The 16,240-nt window shown below is 42.2% G+C and carries 16 protein-coding genes; 6 read left to right on the top strand and 10 right to left on the bottom strand.

Annotated elements, in window-relative coordinates; translation table 11 throughout:
• Positions 1-497: 497 nt before the first annotated feature.
• Complete coding sequence (locus HWQ23_RS26535; protein WP_292835156.1) at positions 498-941, bottom strand: TOBE domain-containing protein; 444 nt, start codon at positions 939-941, stop codon at positions 498-500.
• Positions 942-1,326: 385 nt separating this feature from the next.
• On the opposite strand from HWQ23_RS26535, the gene HWQ23_RS26530 reads away from it, so the two are divergent.
• On the top strand, positions 1,327-2,127 hold the full coding sequence (locus HWQ23_RS26530; RefSeq protein WP_292835153.1) for a hypothetical protein: 801 nt from the start codon (positions 1,327-1,329) through the stop codon (positions 2,125-2,127).
• On the opposite strand, the gene HWQ23_RS26525 is transcribed toward HWQ23_RS26530, so the two are convergent.
• Positions 2,124-2,678 carry a cupin domain-containing protein gene (locus tag HWQ23_RS26525; RefSeq protein WP_292835150.1) on the bottom strand — a complete coding sequence of 185 codons (555 nt, stop codon included), beginning with the start codon at positions 2,676-2,678 and terminating at the stop codon, positions 2,124-2,126. The two genes, HWQ23_RS26530 and HWQ23_RS26525, sit on opposite strands and share 4 nt — an antisense overlap.
• A gap of 227 nt (positions 2,679-2,905) precedes the next feature.
• Here HWQ23_RS26525 and HWQ23_RS26520 point away from each other — a divergent pair, with 227 nt between their 5' ends.
• The gene (locus HWQ23_RS26520; RefSeq protein ID WP_292835147.1) at positions 2,906-4,351 is read left to right on the top strand and encodes an FAD-binding domain-containing protein; all 1,446 of its coding nucleotides are present in this window, start codon (positions 2,906-2,908) and stop codon (positions 4,349-4,351) included.
• A 164-nt stretch (positions 4,352-4,515) separates the two neighbouring features.
• Here the strand turns inward: HWQ23_RS26520 and HWQ23_RS26515 are convergent, their stop codons facing one another.
• From HWQ23_RS26515 to HWQ23_RS26505, 3 genes are all read right to left on the bottom strand, one after another.
• On the bottom strand, positions 4,516-5,493 hold the full coding sequence (locus HWQ23_RS26515) for a hypothetical protein (protein ID WP_292835144.1): 978 nt from the start codon (positions 5,491-5,493) through the stop codon (positions 4,516-4,518).
• Positions 5,494-5,567: 74 nt separating this feature from the next.
• On the bottom strand, positions 5,568-6,788 hold the full coding sequence (locus HWQ23_RS26510) for an MFS transporter (RefSeq protein WP_292835141.1): 1,221 nt from the start codon (positions 6,786-6,788) through the stop codon (positions 5,568-5,570).
• A 357-nt stretch (positions 6,789-7,145) separates the two neighbouring features.
• Positions 7,146-7,931 carry a hypothetical protein gene (locus HWQ23_RS26505; protein ID WP_292835138.1) on the bottom strand — a complete coding sequence of 262 codons (786 nt, stop codon included), beginning with the start codon at positions 7,929-7,931 and terminating at the stop codon, positions 7,146-7,148.
• A 744-nt stretch (positions 7,932-8,675) separates the two neighbouring features.
• Between HWQ23_RS26505 and HWQ23_RS26500 the strand changes: the two genes are divergently transcribed.
• Both HWQ23_RS26500 and HWQ23_RS26495 read left to right on the top strand, forming a co-directional pair.
• Positions 8,676-8,921, top strand: coding sequence for a hypothetical protein (locus HWQ23_RS26500; RefSeq protein WP_292835136.1), 246 nt, complete (start codon positions 8,676-8,678; stop codon positions 8,919-8,921).
• A complete protein-coding gene (locus tag HWQ23_RS26495) occupies positions 8,902-9,183 on the top strand; it encodes a hypothetical protein (RefSeq protein ID WP_292835133.1) in 282 nt (93 codons plus the stop codon). The genes HWQ23_RS26500 and HWQ23_RS26495 overlap by 20 nt, the downstream gene beginning before the upstream one ends.
• 351 nt (positions 9,184-9,534) lie before the next feature.
• Here the strand turns inward: HWQ23_RS26495 and HWQ23_RS26490 are convergent, their stop codons facing one another.
• From HWQ23_RS26490 to HWQ23_RS26475, 4 genes are all read right to left on the bottom strand, one after another.
• Positions 9,535-10,752 carry a glycosyltransferase family 4 protein gene (locus HWQ23_RS26490; RefSeq protein WP_292835130.1) on the bottom strand — a complete coding sequence of 406 codons (1,218 nt, stop codon included), beginning with the start codon at positions 10,750-10,752 and terminating at the stop codon, positions 9,535-9,537.
• 181 nt (positions 10,753-10,933) lie between these two features.
• Positions 10,934-11,554 carry a response regulator transcription factor gene (locus HWQ23_RS26485; RefSeq protein ID WP_375466466.1) on the bottom strand — a complete coding sequence of 207 codons (621 nt, stop codon included), beginning with the start codon at positions 11,552-11,554 and terminating at the stop codon, positions 10,934-10,936.
• An 8-nt stretch (positions 11,555-11,562) separates the two neighbouring features.
• On the bottom strand, positions 11,563-12,399 hold the full coding sequence (locus HWQ23_RS26480; RefSeq protein WP_292835124.1) for a S1C family serine protease: 837 nt from the start codon (positions 12,397-12,399) through the stop codon (positions 11,563-11,565).
• A 235-nt stretch (positions 12,400-12,634) separates the two neighbouring features.
• Positions 12,635-13,537, bottom strand: a complete 903-nt coding sequence (locus HWQ23_RS26475) for a S1C family serine protease (RefSeq protein WP_292835121.1) — start codon at positions 13,535-13,537, stop codon at positions 12,635-12,637.
• A gap of 570 nt (positions 13,538-14,107) precedes the next feature.
• On the opposite strand from HWQ23_RS26475, the gene HWQ23_RS26470 reads away from it, so the two are divergent.
• Both HWQ23_RS26470 and HWQ23_RS26465 read left to right on the top strand, forming a co-directional pair.
• Complete coding sequence (locus HWQ23_RS26470) at positions 14,108-14,998, top strand: uroporphyrinogen-III synthase (RefSeq protein WP_292835118.1); 891 nt, start codon at positions 14,108-14,110, stop codon at positions 14,996-14,998.
• 71 nt (positions 14,999-15,069) lie between these two features.
• Positions 15,070-15,369 carry a 2Fe-2S iron-sulfur cluster-binding protein gene (locus tag HWQ23_RS26465; RefSeq protein ID WP_292835115.1) on the top strand — a complete coding sequence of 100 codons (300 nt, stop codon included), beginning with the start codon at positions 15,070-15,072 and terminating at the stop codon, positions 15,367-15,369.
• A gap of 342 nt (positions 15,370-15,711) precedes the next feature.
• On the opposite strand, the gene HWQ23_RS26460 is transcribed toward HWQ23_RS26465, so the two are convergent.
• Positions 15,712-16,158: an Hsp20/alpha crystallin family protein gene (locus tag HWQ23_RS26460; RefSeq protein ID WP_292835112.1), complete on the bottom strand. Its 447-nt coding sequence runs from the start codon at positions 16,156-16,158 to the stop codon at positions 15,712-15,714.
• Positions 16,159-16,240: the final 82 nt, after the last annotated feature.

Here is a 16,240-nt window from a genome sequence, read left to right as displayed (position 1 = left end):
AGTGCGCCCAGTCTCACCGCATCAGAATGGGGGAGAGGAATGAAAGCAATGATACTAAGTTAATCCCGAAGCAATTTTTATTGCCAGTTGATACTCCCTTAGAATCTGCGTCACCGATAGCGTTCGCGTAGCGTCTCGTAGAGAAGCGGTAGCGAGTCATCTCCCTACAGCCCTGCGGGCATCCTACGGCAGGCGCTAGCCTCTCACGAATGGGAGAAGGGGAGACGCTAAGAGCGAACGAGCGTCATAGCCCGTCGTAGACATCGCATCAACTATATATAGGACTCCTCCAAAGATTTTTAAAATCCACGTAGGGTGTGTTAGCGGAAAGTAAGGCACCATTTTAAGCTTTTGGTGCCGTACTATCGTCTAACGCACCCTACAAGACTACTTAGATTTTTTCAAAAACAATTTACGATTCCTATATTCTCGAAAATAAAAAATGTTACCAATGATAATTCATCCTCTTAATATCCAACACCCAAAATCAAGTATTTCTATTCTCTAGCAATCACAATATCGTTGGACTTAATAACTGCATAAGCTTCTTTCCCCTCAGATAGTTCCAATTCTTCTGCGGAAGCTCTGGTGATAATCGAAGTTAATTCTACTTTATGAATAATCTCTAGAGTTACCTCACTATTAACTGCTCCATAAACAACTCGTTTAACGACACCTTTAAGAATATTGCGAGAGCTAACTTTTAGTGATTTCTTTTGAATACTACTTTCTATCTCAGGCTTTCGAGTGTAGCTATCTTCCTGTTTTTCCTGCTGAGTTGGTGGTGATATTGGTGCTAAGGAGTGCTGATTGAGACTACGCACGAGTTCCCGCAGAATCTCAGTCTTGGTGCGTTGAGACTGTTCGCAGAACTCCTCTAGAATTTTCCGCTCGTCCTCTGAGGTCTGAAATGTGACCCATCCTTGTTCTTTTCTTGGCATAATAATATTATCAATTTTGGTTATCTTGGTAAAATTCTACCAAGTATCAATTCGATCTGTCGTAGTAATAAAATTTTTTGTCAGGCTTTTCGGCATTTTTAGCGAAAATTAATCAACTTATTTGATACAGATAAGTACATAAATATTTAATTTTTTGTATGTGCAAAATATTTTGTTACTTGAAAATGTTTAACTGTCACTATCTTTATACCAACTAGGATAATATAACATTGGGTATGGTATTTGTTGGGATAGCGATGCCGACCTAACAGTGCGTCTGGTAGAGTTGGCGGTCTACGCCGAAGCAGGGGTAATCTGGCAGAAAATTCCGATGGCGATCGCATGAGTGCCATAAGATTATTTAACGTGAGTTCACAATAGGGGGATGAAACACCTAAAATCACGTTCTCAAGACCTGCGGAGTTTATTTGAGAACAATATCACCATTGAATACGTGGCAGAACCCCTGAAAGCTATGCCATCTGATGCAAAGGTGAAAGAAGTACTGCATTGGATGCAGGCACAAAATTTTGATGTTATCGGCGTTGAGACGGGAGATATTATTAGCGGTTATGTAGAACGCTCTAGTTTGATTCAAGGCAAAGAAGGCAAATGTGGCGACTATCAACGGGTGTTTCATCCAAAAGAACTAATTGCGATTTCTACCCCACTGATGAAGTTGTTACCCATTTTACAACAAACTCCGCGATTGTTCGTTTTGGACTGCAATCAGGTAAGTGGTATTGTTACCTGTGGCGACTTGCAAAAAGCACCTGCGCGAATGCTACTGTTTGGCTTGGTAACGCTGCTAGAAATGAATTTGCTGCGGCTGGTGCGGATTTACTATCCCCAAGATTCTTGGCAAAAAATCCTCAAACCTGAACGCTTAGAAGTTGCTCAACGGCTATGGCGAGAGAGCCAAGAAAGAAACGAAGCTACCGATTTGTTAGATTATCTGCAATTCTGTGATAAGCGAGAGTTGATTTTAAATCAACCAGAACTTCTCCAGCAACTGGGACTAAAGTCTAAGCGGTTTGGCGAACGCTTCCTCAAGTCTGCTGAACAGTTGCGAAACCGATTAGCTCACGCCCAAAATTTAGTTACTGGCTCCTCTTGGACAGAGTTGATTTCTCTAGCAGAGGCGATGGAAACGCTGTTAATTCGCTGTGAGGAAGTTGAGCTTTAACGTGGCTTATGGAGCGAATCACTCACTTGAGTTCCTGTATAATTGGGAACCCAAGCTTCGGCAAGCGCAAAATAACGTACTCCTTTAAAATTCAACGATGAAGTTGGGCTGCACCAATGCTCAACGCCAAGGGGGATGTAGAGATAATCTTGTGCCTGAACTAAAAGCTGTATCTGGCTGCCATCAGGTCGCACGAAGCCATAGATCATTTCTCCTGCCAACACGTAGAGGGGTTCAGGCGCAGGATGAGTATGGTAACGGCCGTAGGTTGCTATCAGGTGGTGAAGATTGAAGGAACCTGGATGCACATTTAGCAAGTCACACCAGATAGCGCCATTTTCTTGCTGAATAAATTCAAAGACGCTGTTATGGAGTTCTACACAATAACGTTTCTCAGACTCAGTTAAAACATCCTGGTCTAGCAGGTTGGGGAAAAGCAGCGATGTTCCTGGGTCGTAATGTCTGAGTTGAACGCCAAGAGGGGCAAGTTCACGAGCTATTTCGCCTAAATCACTCTCAATTGTGCCGTCGTCAAGTAGTAGGTTAGCCATGACAAAAAGACTAATTAACTGTTAAGAAGAGTATACTCAATTTTGAGATAAAAAGCCACTATTTCCGATTGACAAACCGGGGAATGGGGAATGGGGCATGGGGCATGGGGCATGGGGAATAACCAATGCCCAATTTGCCCATTAACAGAATAAATTTATCCCCAGAATGATGCTCATTAGTACCACTTGCATCTAAGCTAGTACGGGTGAACTATATGCAGCATGGAATGTCTGACTTAATTCTGTTTTGGCATCGGCGCGATTTACGCATTTCTGACAATACGGGACTGGCTGCGGCAAAACAGCAGAGTCCGAAAGTGGTGGGCGTGTTTTGCCTTGATCGGCATATTCTGGAACGCGATGATGTTGCTCCTGTGAGAGTAACTTATATGATTGGCTGTTTACAGAAACTCCAAGAGCGATATGCCCAAGTTGGTAGTCAGTTATTAATACTCCATGCCAATCCTGTACAAGCGATACCAGCTTTAGCCGAGGCAATAAATGCCAAAGCTGTTTTTTGGAATTGGGATGTAGAACCTTATTCACAAGAACGCGATCGCACGATTATAAATGCCCTCAAAGAAAAAGGCATTCAGTTTCTTAACCAAAACTGGGATCAGATCCTCAACTCCCCAGAGCAATTACGCACCGGTAGCAATCAACCTTACACGGTTTACACCCCCTTCTGGAAAAATTGGATTACCAAACCGAAAGCGAACCCAGTAGAAACTCTGCAAAATGTTGAGGGGTTAACAGAAGCTGAACAGGAAATTGCTAAACTTGCAGGAGCCTTGACATTACCATCGGCAAAAGATTTAGGGTTTATTTGGGATGGAGAATTAATTATTTCACCGGGAGAGACGGCGGCGCAAGAACGATTAGAGGAATTTACTAATAAAGCGATTACTCAATATCAAGAACAGCGAAATTTTCCCGCAGTTGAGGGAACATCGCAACTGAGTGCAGCATTAAAATTTGGGGTAATTGGCATTCGCACCGTTTGGCAAGCCACGATAGAAGCACTAGAAAACAGCCGCAGTGAGGAAACAGCAGTTAATATTCGCACATGGCAACAGGAGTTAGCTTGGCGGGAGTTTTATCAACATGCAATGTATAACTTCCCGGAATTAGCTGATGGTGCTTTCCGCGACACCTTCAAAAACTTTCCTTGGCAAACTAACGAAGAATATTTTCAAGCTTGGTGTGAGGGGAAAACTGGCTATCCGATTGTGGATGCAGCAATGCGCCAGATGAATGAAAGCGGCTGGATGCACAACCGATGTCGGATGATTGTCGCCAGTTTCCTCACTAAAGACTTGCTAATTAATCCCCAATTGGGAGAAAAATACTTTATGCAAAAGCTGATTGACGCGGATTTATCTGCCAACAATGGTGGTTGGCAATGGAGTGCTTCTAGCGGCATGGACCCCAAACCCGTGCGGATTTTCAACCCAGCCAGTCAAACACAAAAATTTGATCCAGAGGGGGAATATATTCGGCAATGGGTATCAGAATTGCGCTCTGTAGATACAGAATATTTAGTTACTGGTAAAATTCCATCTTTAGAACGTCATGCTGTTGGCTACCCTGAACCAATTGTGGATCATAGAATACAGCAACAGCAGTTTAAACTGCGTTATCAACAGCAAAAAAGCATTAGTAGTGGTGAGTAAAATTGTGAGTTTTTTAATGTTTATTTATAGGATGTCCGGCTAATCAACCTTCTTTCAAAAATGTTCGTAGTTAGGACTTCAGTCCTGATTTTGTTGGCGTAGCATCTCGTAGAAAGGACTAAAGTACTTACTACAAACCTATGGGTATTGTGGCAGAGATCATATTACGTCTTGATAGGTAAACAGGAAATTGTCCATAAGATGAGCAAGAAGATTAAGTAAATTGCCCCAACCAGCCCAAACTCAATCAGAGGGATATAACTTACTTCGTAAATTCTGCCCAAGCCGCGTTCAGTCAGTGCATAAACGGCAAGTACACTGACTAAAAAGGCTCCGTAGATAGTGCGTTTAGCCGAGATACCCACAGGTAAACCGTGAAGCTGAGTAAGCACCAGAATGCCAAGAAAACCAAAGAGAAATGTTGGCCACTTGCTTTGTCCTAGCATCAACGACACAACGACGCTATGTAAAAGCACTGAAATTTCCAAAGAGAATGTCCACCAACGGTTTACATGGGTGCGGTTAAAGATTAACGACGATTGGAGCAGAAGCAAGAACATATAGAGAAAACCAATTAAGTGCCCCAAAGTCGCTTCCATTGGATGGTACCAAAAGGTGTAGATAGCGGCGAAGGAGAAAAAATAGCCGTGGTACAGCTTGATAATTTGCAAAAACTGTTGATGGAATGGAACAGAATTACCAAAAAATAAACCGCGTCGAGGCGTTTCCAAAATCAGTACGAAGACCAGTAGCAGGACAACCGCACCTTGGGAAGCCCAAATTGAAGTATCTTGAGCTAGAGCATCGTACCAAATATAGGTCTGGAGAAAGTGTAAAGCGATGAATGCACCATTAATAGCAAGCATGAGGTAATTAATCGGGTGCAACGCTGATTTGTATTTCAGCTGCGATCGCTGCGCCCACAAGATACACCCCCAGATGCTAAACTGATGTCCAAGGTACATACCCCAAGCCGTCGCTCGACTCCAAAAGGTTGGTTGGGGAAGTTTCCAGTAATACCAGTTTAATCCTTGGTCAGGAAGTTTGGTGATGCTTGCAGGAATGCTCCCGCCTAGCCAAATTGCGTAGGTGAGGAGGATGCTTACAAATATGCCTAAAAATAATACTCGGCGACCTGTCATACCAATTTTGGATTTTAGATTTTAGATTTTAGATTTTGAGATAAGTCTGATATAAGGCTTCCTTACCTAGATTTTCAGGCGAGACGTTCTGCCTTTGGTTCAGATGCGCTTTTAGTTACTCGCAAACTAAGAGTCAAAGCTACCAGCATTACTAAAGATCCACTCAAAAAAGGAGCAGAACTCCCAAATTTCATAAAACTCAGCCCTGCCCAGGTTGGGCCACCAATCCGTGCCAACGCAGAGCAAGAACTAGCAATACCTAATATTTGTCCTTGCTCCTCTGGTGGTGTCATCTGGGAAATTAGGCTGTTCAATATTGGTTGGCTGACACTAATTCCCCATGCTACAAACGTGGTAGCAACCAACAATAAAATTAAGCTTTGTGAGAATCCAATCAGCAGTAATCCTGAACCTAATCCTAATATCCCCAAGGTAAGTAACTTTATTTCACCGAAATGTTTCTTGAGAAATCCGATCAGTCCTCCTTGAATTATTGTGCTGACAATCCCCATGAAGGCAAAAAGATAACTAGTCTGTTGAGGGCCCCAGTTTAATTGCTGCTTAGACCATAAAGCCAATGTAGAGTCCATAGCCGCAACCGCAAAGGTTACTAAAAAATAGATGCTAGCAAGCAAGCAAAACTGCGGACGCTGTGACAGATGTAGCAAGTTCAGCCGTCGCTGACGGTAGCGATGAGCTTGGATTTTGGCTTTAGTTTCAGAATTTAGAGATTCTGGAAGTAACATCAAAGCACAAAGCAATGCCAATAAAGATAATCCGCCTGCAAACAACGACGGTAGATGAAAGTTAGCGTTGTTCGGATCAGTCCCGATCAGAAGACCTCCAATAGCTGGGCCGAAAATGAAGCCAAGACCAAAAGCTGCTCCGATTATGCCCATGCCACGAGCTCGATTAGTTGGCGTGGTAATATCTGCTATGTACGCTTGAGCAGTAGCAATATTCCCTGCCATAATCCCGGCAAGACTACGAGCAATAAACAAAATCCATAATGAGTTGGCAAAGCCTAACCCTATGTATGCAATTACAGAACCTAATAAAGTAAGTAATAAAATCGGACGGCGACCGTAGCGATCGCTAAAGCTGCCCCATAATGGTGCAAATAAGAACTGCATTAAAGAATAAATAGCTATAAGTAAAGTCGCTTCGTTAGGTTTTGCGCCGAATTGGTCAGCATACAAAGGCAGTATCGGCAGGATAATTCCGAAGCCGAGCAAGTCTATAAATACAGTCAAAAATAAGACGAATATAGCCCGATCATTATTTTTACTCTCCATAAGTGGAATTCCCTTTTATAAAAAATATGTGTAATTTTGATTAGTTTTATGAACATCAGGAAAAACTTTATAATAAAAACCCATTGAATGCAAGCAGTAATCACTTTAAGCAAAATGCTTGAATTTGAGTGTGGTTCAGCAAAATAGCGTGGAACAAACCTACTATAAAAATCAAGCCAATAATACTACTCATGAAAGCAACTATGATCTCGTGCTTCCGTATAGCTTTTTTTATCTTAGCGTCGATGATATTTTCTAATTCTTTGTATGACATTGATCTTAATTTGGGGAAAGACAACAATTATATGCAACTTCCGTACTTACAGAAGTTTCAGTATGTCTGAAACCTCTAACTTATTAAGTGCGTTGGCGTATTTTCAAAATAGCACCTGAAACACCAAAAGCTAATATCGCCAAAGTATAAGTTGGTTCGGGAACTGCAATAATGCTTACCTGATTAATGGCCAAGCCGTATTGTGGAGCAGAACTGCTAAAAACGAGTCGTGAGATGTTTGGAGTGTCACTACGAATCCCCAAGAACACTGCCGAATTATCTAATGCTAGTGACGAAGTACTTAGAACTGAGAAACTACCCAACAGGTTATTGACGTTATCAAAAGCGGTGAGAAAAGTTTCAACTTTTAAATTACTAATGTCTACAGCTATCTGAGTACCAGCGCCAAAAACAGGCTGGGCAAAACTAATGGTCAAAGGCCCGCCGTTCCCCTTAGTACCAGGATCAGCAGTACCAGCAGGAAGAGGGATAAAACCTGCTGGGTCTATACCTCCGAAGAGAACAAAATCTCCTTTAGCGAAGTTAGTCCGAATGCCAGGTGAAGGTAAAGTTTGAAAGATAAACGGTGAAGTAATCTGAGGATTATTAGTTGGAGCTATATTTATATCCAACCCTAAACCACCTGGCGATGTTGCTAAAAAAGAGTTAGGTAAAAAAGCCGAAAAATTAGGAGCAGAGGGATTGAATACTTTACCTAAACTTCCCCAATCAAGTTGATCATTGCCTCCTAAGTCAGCGCGTTCAGTTACTAAAAATGTAGCTGCTTTAACTGGTAATGGAAGAACCGTTATTATCGCTGTAATTGCTGGTAAATATTTCACAAATAACTTAGATAATTGATTTGTCATAAATGCCACAAGGCTTACTGCTTAATTTACTTTTTTAGAATAATATCATCAAAATGCAATAATTCAACACCCAAGATGGGGAGCATCGCAATGCAAGCAAGAACATGTTTGTCATTGCGTTGCCTTAAGCCTTCCCGTAGGCTGCGAAGCGACAGCGTAGTGAACGCGAGTGCGTCTCTAAAAGTTGCGATCGCAAGATATGGGATTGCTTTACTCCACTAGGTTGCGATCGCAATCACAATTCATAACCTGGGTGTTGATATAACTGACATATTTGGGATGCTCCCCCCAGGATAAGGCAATGCATTACTCTCACTCTAAGAGTTGAAGCAACTGTCGTGTTCAATGGTTGTGTTGCAAAAACTTTTTGATGGCTAGCTGGTGAGAGTTGAAAAAATTTGTGATTTTAGGCTAAAGCCGCTTACTACAAACCTTTAATTATTCACGCCCACTTACTTACACCTAAGATAAACAAGCAAGTTGTGAGGGTACAAAATAGGGAATGTATTGGCAATTGTTTTGTATAATTTATTGCAATGTAAAATATATATACGTATTAAAGCGATCGCTCGCAGTTAGATCAAAATTACCTAGCTCTCAGTCTAAGAGAGCATAACTTAGGATATGTTACCGCAAATGCGCTGATATTTTAATTTACCTTCTTCATAAATTCCGCAAAAACACTGTTACGCTATTTGTGCTTGTGATCAAGACTTAGAGCATCCAGTTTATTAGGGCGTGTTTATGACCAACCCTGTAAAGACGGTTATCCAAGTCAATCTAGAGATGGCTCTAGAAGTAGCTCAAGAATTGGAGCAAGCTCCATACACTCAACTCAGTACTTATTGTTTGGAAATTTTACGTGAGATCGGATGTTCTGGTACTGAACTTCCCGTTAACTTACAAACTCGTGATCAGCAGCTAAACTTTATCACAGGCTTTGCATCTTATGCTTTTGGGGAGGTACAAAATGTACAAAGCGTTAATTGAAGGTACATTTCATGATTCAGAAGGGACAGAAACAACTACTTTCCCTGCCACAGATGAAGATTTGTTAATTTTAATAGAAAAATTTTTAGGGTTTGAAATACCCCCAAAGGTTTTTTTGCAAGCTATAGCCATTGCTGATTACGACTGTGCATCTGCTTTTCGCTATGTTGAGAATTATTTGATTATCCTCAAGAATAAGAATAAGCGTAAGCATAAGAAATTACTTGTGTTAGGGTATTCGACTAGGTTTGAGAATAATTGACGTGCTTCTTCACGAGCTAACTAAAAACCACTACCATAAGAATAAGATAATTGCACTACCGATGTAGAAACGTTGCAATGCAACGTTTCTACACATATTTATCCCACACCGACAATAAAGAACAATTAGAAATAAAGTGGGATCTTTATTAGATCAAGCATTTTTATCGTAAATTAAAGGGTTTAAGACCCCAACCATTACACGTTGCGAAGCAGCGTGTAATGGTTGGGACAAAGCTCAGTTCCAGTCGGGGTTTAAATAAGAGTCTGTTCGCGAATAGCGTGCCGTAGGCAAAATGTCTTTAATGCAAGAATGCGTGAATGCGTGAATGCGTGAATTGTTAAGTGTGTACTAATTACGAATTAGACAAACTTGTTCATAGCTTTTACCAGCAATATCCCAAGTGAATTCTGTTTCTACCAGTTGTCTGCCGTTGTGAGACAATTCTGAACGCAGATGTGGATGATCAAATAGTTGACTAATAGCGGTGACGTACTCTGCCGATTTATTGGCTCGTAATGCCCGTAGTGTATGACTAGCACCATCTACGGCTAATCCTTCTAAGCCGCGATCGCTCGCTACTACAGGTATACCAGCTGCCATTGCCTCTAAAGTTTTATTTTTAATGCCAAACCCAGTTCGCATGGGTACAACGCAGATGGTGGCTTGATGTAAATATTCTACCATCGAAGGCACACGCCCAATCACATTAATTCCTGGTTTTTGATCAAGTGCTAAAACTGCTGGTACCGGATGAGAACCGACAATATCGAAAGTTGTATCAGGATACAATTTTTGGATTTCTGGCAAAACTTCGTTGCTGAAAAAGCAGACAGCATCAATGTTTGCTAAATTATCCATTGCACCGATGAAAATTAAGCGATGTCCACCTGGATCGGTAATCCGGTTGGGGAAAGAAACTAAATCTACACCATTGGGAATAACTGTAATTTCACTATTCGGGTTAAACTCTTGTAGTTGAATTTTATCTTCTTCTGTTGTGGCGACAATTGCCGAAAATTTAGCACAGTAGTTTTGCTCATAACGACGCAAAAGTGGCAGATTAATTTTGTCTCGGAGGGAATTTTCGGAAATGCCCGTTGCTAGTTGGTTCCGACAGGTAGCGTAAACGGAACTATGAACATTAACTATGGTTTTTAGCTGTTTCTGGAAATCCGATTGTACATAAATTTCATTGACGCTATGTTCGCAGGTAATCACATCACATTTCCCCGCTTCCACCCAGTTATCAACCCACGTTTGCATCTCAACTGAGTAGCGGTTGAGTACGCTTGGTGGTGTTCCCTGCTGCAAAAATTTACCAAATCGCTGTATTTTCTTGAATATTCCGGTGGTTTGAGAATCTGGCGGACGTTCAAAAACGGCTAGATGATCCACGTAATCGCGTAATCCTGCTAATTCTGCGTCTGTAACATCGCTCTCGCGTTGAGTTGCGAGGGTGACAGTATGGCGTTGACTCAGATATTTAAGTAAATTAAATGTCCTGACTTGGGTTCCCCCGCGCGTTGGTGGGTAGGGAAAAGTGGAAGATAGCATTAAAATGTTCATATTTAAGCAGGGTTCGGGGATCTGAGTGCGTAAGGGACTTCCAAATAAAAAAATACTCAACTACTTCTTGTGGGGTGGGCAACATGAGCGCCCGTATAGAAAGGCGGGCAAGATGCCCACCCCACAAGTAGTGGTAATTTATTTGTTGGAAGTGCGTAAGTCCTATGATAATGACTACAAATCACAGCATAATCAAACCTAGTCGCACACCCACAGCAACAGCCTCGGTACGGCTGGAGACACTAAGCTTTTGAAAAATGGATGAGAGATGAAATTTGACGGTATGCTCAGAAATATGCAAACGTTTAGCGATCGCTTTATTCCCCAACCCAGAACCAAGCATATCTAAAACCTCTATCTCCCGTGGTGTCAAGGTTTGTACAGGATTTGTTACCACTTTTTCGCGGATAGATAGTAATTCTATAGCATCCGGGTGCAGTACCACCAAACCAAAAGCGATCGCCTCCACAGCAGCAACAATTTCTGACTCTGTGCTAGTACTGGGCAATATCCCCCGCATACCAGAATGTAATGCCGTCTCTAAATCGATGCTGTCGAGTTCCTCAACAATCACGATCATTCCTAATGGGTATTGTTCCTCTTGAATAAGCAGCAATTTTTCCCACACCGATTGTTGAAGATTGCTGCTCAAATCTACCAGCACCACATCTGGTTCTAATTGCCCAACTTCCCTTGCTAATACATCCAAATCGGATGCACTCCCCACAACTGTCAGCCGAGGATTGGTAGTTACCACAGCTGATAACCCTGCCCGCACTACAGGGGAAGTCGCAACTACCATCACCCGGATCATCTCGCCTCCACAGCAGTTTTCCCAGACTGCACGACAACATAAATCACGAATTGCTGCCCACCGCGTAGGAGTTGTAGCGGCACAGATCCTTTACTGTCATGCAGGTATTTAGTTAAATCATTCATGCTAGTGAATAATCGCCCCGAAACTCCAATTAAAACATCGCCGATTTGCACACCAGCAGTTTGGGCCGCACTGCCAGGTAAAATTGACAACACCAATAAACCCAAGCTACGTCTACCTAAAAGCACAGGTTGCAGTGTAACTCCCAGTTGCGGACGACTACTTACTTGTAAAAAGCGCTCAACTATACTGCTGGGAACTGCCACAGCCAAACCATTAACAATCATGGTGTTAATTCCCACGACTCGGCCTTGACAATCGGCAAGTGGCCCTCCAGAATTTCCAGGATATAACTGCAAATCAGCCATAACAGCGCGTGGATTATTTGCATAGATAATTCCAGTTGTCACAGCACCACTCTCAGCAAACGGATTACCCACCGCCAAGACTAATTCACCGACTCGTAACCCCTCGGAATTGCCAATGGTTGCAGCAGTTAAATCAGTGGCGACAATTTTCAGGGCGGCTAAATCCTGCTGGGGATCAAATTGTGTACGCACTGCATCAAATACCCTTCCGTCAGCCAATTCCACAGTTGCGCGGTTGCTGGTTGCCACATGAGCATTAGTGATAATTAGTCCGTCAGATTGCCAAATTACACCAGAACCGACTCCCAGAGAGCCGCTTTTCACTTTGACAGTGCGTAGGCGTAGTTTAGCAGCTACCTCTGTCAATTCAGCAGCGATGTTAGTTAATGTTGTGTTTGCCATGTTATACAATTTTTCCGCACGTCAAAGTAGAATCTGTTGGCTGACAATGTTTCAATCTCGAAGTTCGGAGTTCTAATCTCGAAGTTCGGAGTTCTGATCTTGAAGTTCCGAGTTCTGATCTCGGAGTTGCGAGTTCCAATCTCGAAGTTCCAAATTACGAATTACGAATTACGAATTACGTAGCTTGCTTCTCGCCTTCTCTACGAGACGCTACGCGAATGGCGAGTATTACGAATTAAAAAGGTCTTTCGCCAACTGCGATCGCTAACTCAATTAACACTCCACCCCGGACAACTTGCAGGTTGACAGTTTTACCAATGCGATCGCTACTATTGAGTAGCGCCAGTACATCACCTGTATCGCCTACAGTTACGCCATCGAACCTTACCAAAACGTCGCCAAGCAGCACCCCTGCATTCTCAGCCGGCCCCGAAGCCTCAACATTAACGACAATTACCCCAGTTGCAGAAGTTAAATTGAGAGCAGTTTTCAGGTTATTTGGTAAACGTACAGGTTGCATTCCCACACCCAAGTAGCCTTTAGAAATGCGTCCTTTTGCTACTAATTGATCAACCACGCGATCGACTGTAGCAGTAGGAATAGTCAAAGCAGTACCACGCCGTCCCGATGTATTCATGCCTACCACAAAACCAGCAGCATCCACCAGGGGCCCACCTGCAAAACCAGAGTAAAGGGTGATGTCTGGGCGAATGAACTGGTCAATATTCCCGCCACTCATACTCCGCCAAGCACCGCTAACCACACTCACCGCACCCATCGCCGCCCTTAAATCACCTTCGCTACCTCTTGCCAGTCCTAAAACCAGATGACCGACTTTCAGCGTTTTGGCATCGCCAACTTTTGCCACAGGTATTTCTACATTTTCTAGTTTAAAAACAGCAATATCCGTGCTAGAGTCATGACCGATGAGTGTTACTGGTGCAGTGCTACCATTTGAGAGAGTGATGGTGATGTCGTCATAGCGTTGAAGCGACTCATCAGAGGTAACAATAATGCCATTACGCCAGTGAATGCCAGTTGGGGAAACACGAGTACCTGCATTCACTGCAACCACAGCACTTCCAGCTTCTTCTACGGTGTCAGCTAAACTGTTGGATAAAGCCAGTAATGAAGACATAAGATTTTTCTGCAAACGTTCTTAGATATTCATATCGTGCCGTTTTATCAATACAGATGACATCGGAAAAATGGGCAGAATTCATCCTAGAAAAATGGCTAGGATTTACATCAGCTTTTTGGCGTTGCTGAATCAAGATATGAATAATTTTGTGCAATACGTTTGGGTTAGGGACTGACAACAAATAAATTATCCAATCTTGTGGGGTATTTTTTTGTTTGGAAGTCTCTTAAGGCTTGTTAGCTTTTGATTGTCTGTCAAAAGTCATTAGCAACATCTTTATAAATTTTTTGCTTCGTTGCCATCCCGCCTTGGAATAAATTTCGAGGCTAATAGCTAAAGTCCTGTCAAGAGGACTAAAGATAACATTTCAAGCGATGTAAATGGCTATCCTTGGTGAAAGGAAAAATTTCAGTCCACTTGAGTGGACTTGAGCTATTAGCCTAGAACTTAAGTTCTGGGCGGGATATTGGTTAGCACGACACTTTGACTGTTACAAAAATGTAGATAACGGGGAGAAAATATTACGAACACCGAGCGTATTGCATTCTAAGCTGGAATAGCAATGAAATGGCAGATAAACAAATGTACACTCAATCAAGAGAAATCAACTTGCTCACTCCATCTAGAGAATTACCTCTATATGGCAAGAGAATTTTAGTCACAGCACCGAGAAATTATGCTTATAGGTTATCCGAACAAATCATCAAACAAGGTGGCTTACCTATTTTCATGCCTACTATCGAAACCTGCTATTTATCAAACTACACTAAGTTAGATACTGCTCTAGTCCATATATACGAATTTGATTGGATTCTCTTCACCAGTAGAAATGGCATCACTGCATTTTTTCACCGGATGAATGATTTGGATATTCCTATATCTGTGGTAGAAAAATGTCACTTATGTGCTTTAGGGAAAGACGCAGAAACCTTAATGTCTTTTTGTGGCAAAGTGGATTTAATCCCAACAGAATCTAGCCCAGCCGGAATTGTGGCTGAATTAGCGAAACTTCCGCAAATTCACGATAAAAAAGTGCTGATCCCGGCTCCAGAAGTTGTGGGTTTACCTGAACCTGATGTTGTACCCAATTTAATTACAGATTTGCAGCAATTGGGTATAGAAGTAACTCGCGTACCCACATATATTACACAGGGTTTAAACACAAGTATCTACAGTATTGAATTAAATCTAGTTCGTCAAGGAATAATCGATGTAATTGCCTTTAGTAGCACGGCGGAAGTAGAAAGCTTTTTGACAATGGTCAACTCCGAAAGCGATTATGAACGCTGTATTATTGCATGTTTTGGCCCTTATACAGCTGCGAACGCCCAAAAGTTGGGGATGAATGTCTCAATCGTATCTGCGGATTATAGTTCATTTGAGGGATTTGGTGATGCGATCGCAGAATTTTTTACTCTCAGTTCCAGTTCACACTCAGCGCTTGGTGATGTAGAGTAATCAACTCTAGACTAGCTGCACATAAACCCGTAGTATCGGAAATAGAGTTTATCTTAACTAGGGACTGTTACATGGCAACTTACAACGTCACATTACGTACTCCAAATGGTGAAAAAACAATTGAAGTCCCTGATGATGAATACATCCTAGAGATCGCTAACGAGGAATATAATCTGGACTTGCCCTATTCCTGTAATGCTGGTTCTTGCTCTACCTGCACCGGGAAGCTGATTTCAGGTACAGTTAACCAAGATGATCAGAATTTCTTAGACGACGATCAAATTGACGCGGGGTGGGTTCTCACCTGCGTTGCCTATGCGACTTCTGACTGTGTTATCGAAACCAATCAAGAAGATGCGCTTAATGCTTAACTAAGAAATGTGGATTTAATCAAGAGCAAGTTTTGTAGGATGCGTTAGGACATTCGTCCCAGCGTACCTAAAATCTGAAATGGTGCGTTATCCTACGCAATAACATACTCTACAAGATTGAAAATTTTGCACTTTCCTAATAAATCTGTATAGGCTGAGTAATTCACGCTAAAAAGCGCTCTCCAAAAGGGAGCGCTTTTTATTTAGTTTAATAGATAGCTAGCAGATATAAAGCGTTTCCTAATCATATGAGGTACATCATAGTCCCCTCCTCGCTTGCGGGGAGGGGGTTGGGGGTGGGGTTCAGTACCTACTCAAGCGAGAACCGCTATAAACCTGGAATTAGCCAGCTGATGCTAGATTAACTTTGACAACTTTATTCTTTTCTTCTTCAGCTTTGGGTAGCGTCAGGTTTAAGATGCCATCTTTATAATCTGCCGTGACGTTGGTATTTTGAATCCGAGCAGGTAAAGGAATTACACGTTGGAATTTACCATAGTGGAATTCGCTTTTGATTACACCCTTCTCTTCAGATTTCGCTTCAGACTTCCGCTCACCACTCAGGTATACAGCTTTTTCTGTAACTTGCAAATCTAAGTCTTTAGCTTCAATTCCCGGAAGTTCGACCTTCAGATGAATTGCATCTTCAGTTTCTTTTAACTCAGCAGAGGGAACTCTAGATAAACCTCTATCCAAAAATGCAGTTGGCATATCTTCATCAAATAAGCGATTGATTTGGCGTTGTATTGCGTTAAATTCTTGCCAGGGGTTCAAACGTACTAATACCATATCTCTACCTCGGATAATCACTATCTTTACCCGGATTTCTCACCAAGATTGAAAAAAGAGGGGTCAAAAACTGCCAAAATGT

The sequence above is a fragment of the Nostoc sp. JL33 genome (genome assembly GCF_017114985.1).
In the GTDB taxonomy this organism is placed as follows: domain Bacteria; phylum Cyanobacteriota; class Cyanobacteriia; order Cyanobacteriales; family Nostocaceae; genus Nostoc.
The sequence above is the reverse complement of the archived record's forward strand: the minus strand, read 5'-3'. Positions and strand labels throughout refer to the sequence as shown.

Coding starts and splice junctions, on each gene's coding strand:
- HWQ23_RS26535 (WP_292835156.1), bottom strand. CDS start 941: ATGCCAAGAAAAGAACAAGGATGGGTCACATTTCAGACCTCAGAGGAC.
- HWQ23_RS26530 (WP_292835153.1), top strand. CDS start 1,327: ATGAAACACCTAAAATCACGTTCTCAAGACCTGCGGAGTTTATTTGAG.
- HWQ23_RS26525 (WP_292835150.1), bottom strand. CDS start 2,678: ATGGCTAACCTACTACTTGACGACGGCACAATTGAGAGTGATTTAGGC.
- HWQ23_RS26520 (WP_292835147.1), top strand. CDS start 2,906: ATGTCTGACTTAATTCTGTTTTGGCATCGGCGCGATTTACGCATTTCT.
- HWQ23_RS26515 (WP_292835144.1), bottom strand. CDS start 5,493: ATGACAGGTCGCCGAGTATTATTTTTAGGCATATTTGTAAGCATCCTC.
- HWQ23_RS26510 (WP_292835141.1), bottom strand. CDS start 6,788: ATGGAGAGTAAAAATAATGATCGGGCTATATTCGTCTTATTTTTGACT.
- HWQ23_RS26505 (WP_292835138.1), bottom strand. CDS start 7,931: ATGACAAATCAATTATCTAAGTTATTTGTGAAATATTTACCAGCAATT.
- HWQ23_RS26500 (WP_292835136.1), top strand. CDS start 8,676: ATGACCAACCCTGTAAAGACGGTTATCCAAGTCAATCTAGAGATGGCT.
- HWQ23_RS26495 (WP_292835133.1), top strand. CDS start 8,902: ATGTACAAAGCGTTAATTGAAGGTACATTTCATGATTCAGAAGGGACA.
- HWQ23_RS26490 (WP_292835130.1), bottom strand. CDS start 10,752: ATGAACATTTTAATGCTATCTTCCACTTTTCCCTACCCACCAACGCGC.
- HWQ23_RS26485 (WP_375466466.1), bottom strand. CDS start 11,554: ATGGTAGTTGCGACTTCCCCTGTAGTGCGGGCAGGGTTATCAGCTGTG.
- HWQ23_RS26480 (WP_292835124.1), bottom strand. CDS start 12,399: ATGGCAAACACAACATTAACTAACATCGCTGCTGAATTGACAGAGGTA.
- HWQ23_RS26475 (WP_292835121.1), bottom strand. CDS start 13,537: ATGTCTTCATTACTGGCTTTATCCAACAGTTTAGCTGACACCGTAGAA.
- HWQ23_RS26470 (WP_292835118.1), top strand. CDS start 14,108: ATGGCAGATAAACAAATGTACACTCAATCAAGAGAAATCAACTTGCTC.
- HWQ23_RS26465 (WP_292835115.1), top strand. CDS start 15,070: ATGGCAACTTACAACGTCACATTACGTACTCCAAATGGTGAAAAAACA.
- HWQ23_RS26460 (WP_292835112.1), bottom strand. CDS start 16,158: ATGGTATTAGTACGTTTGAACCCCTGGCAAGAATTTAACGCAATACAA.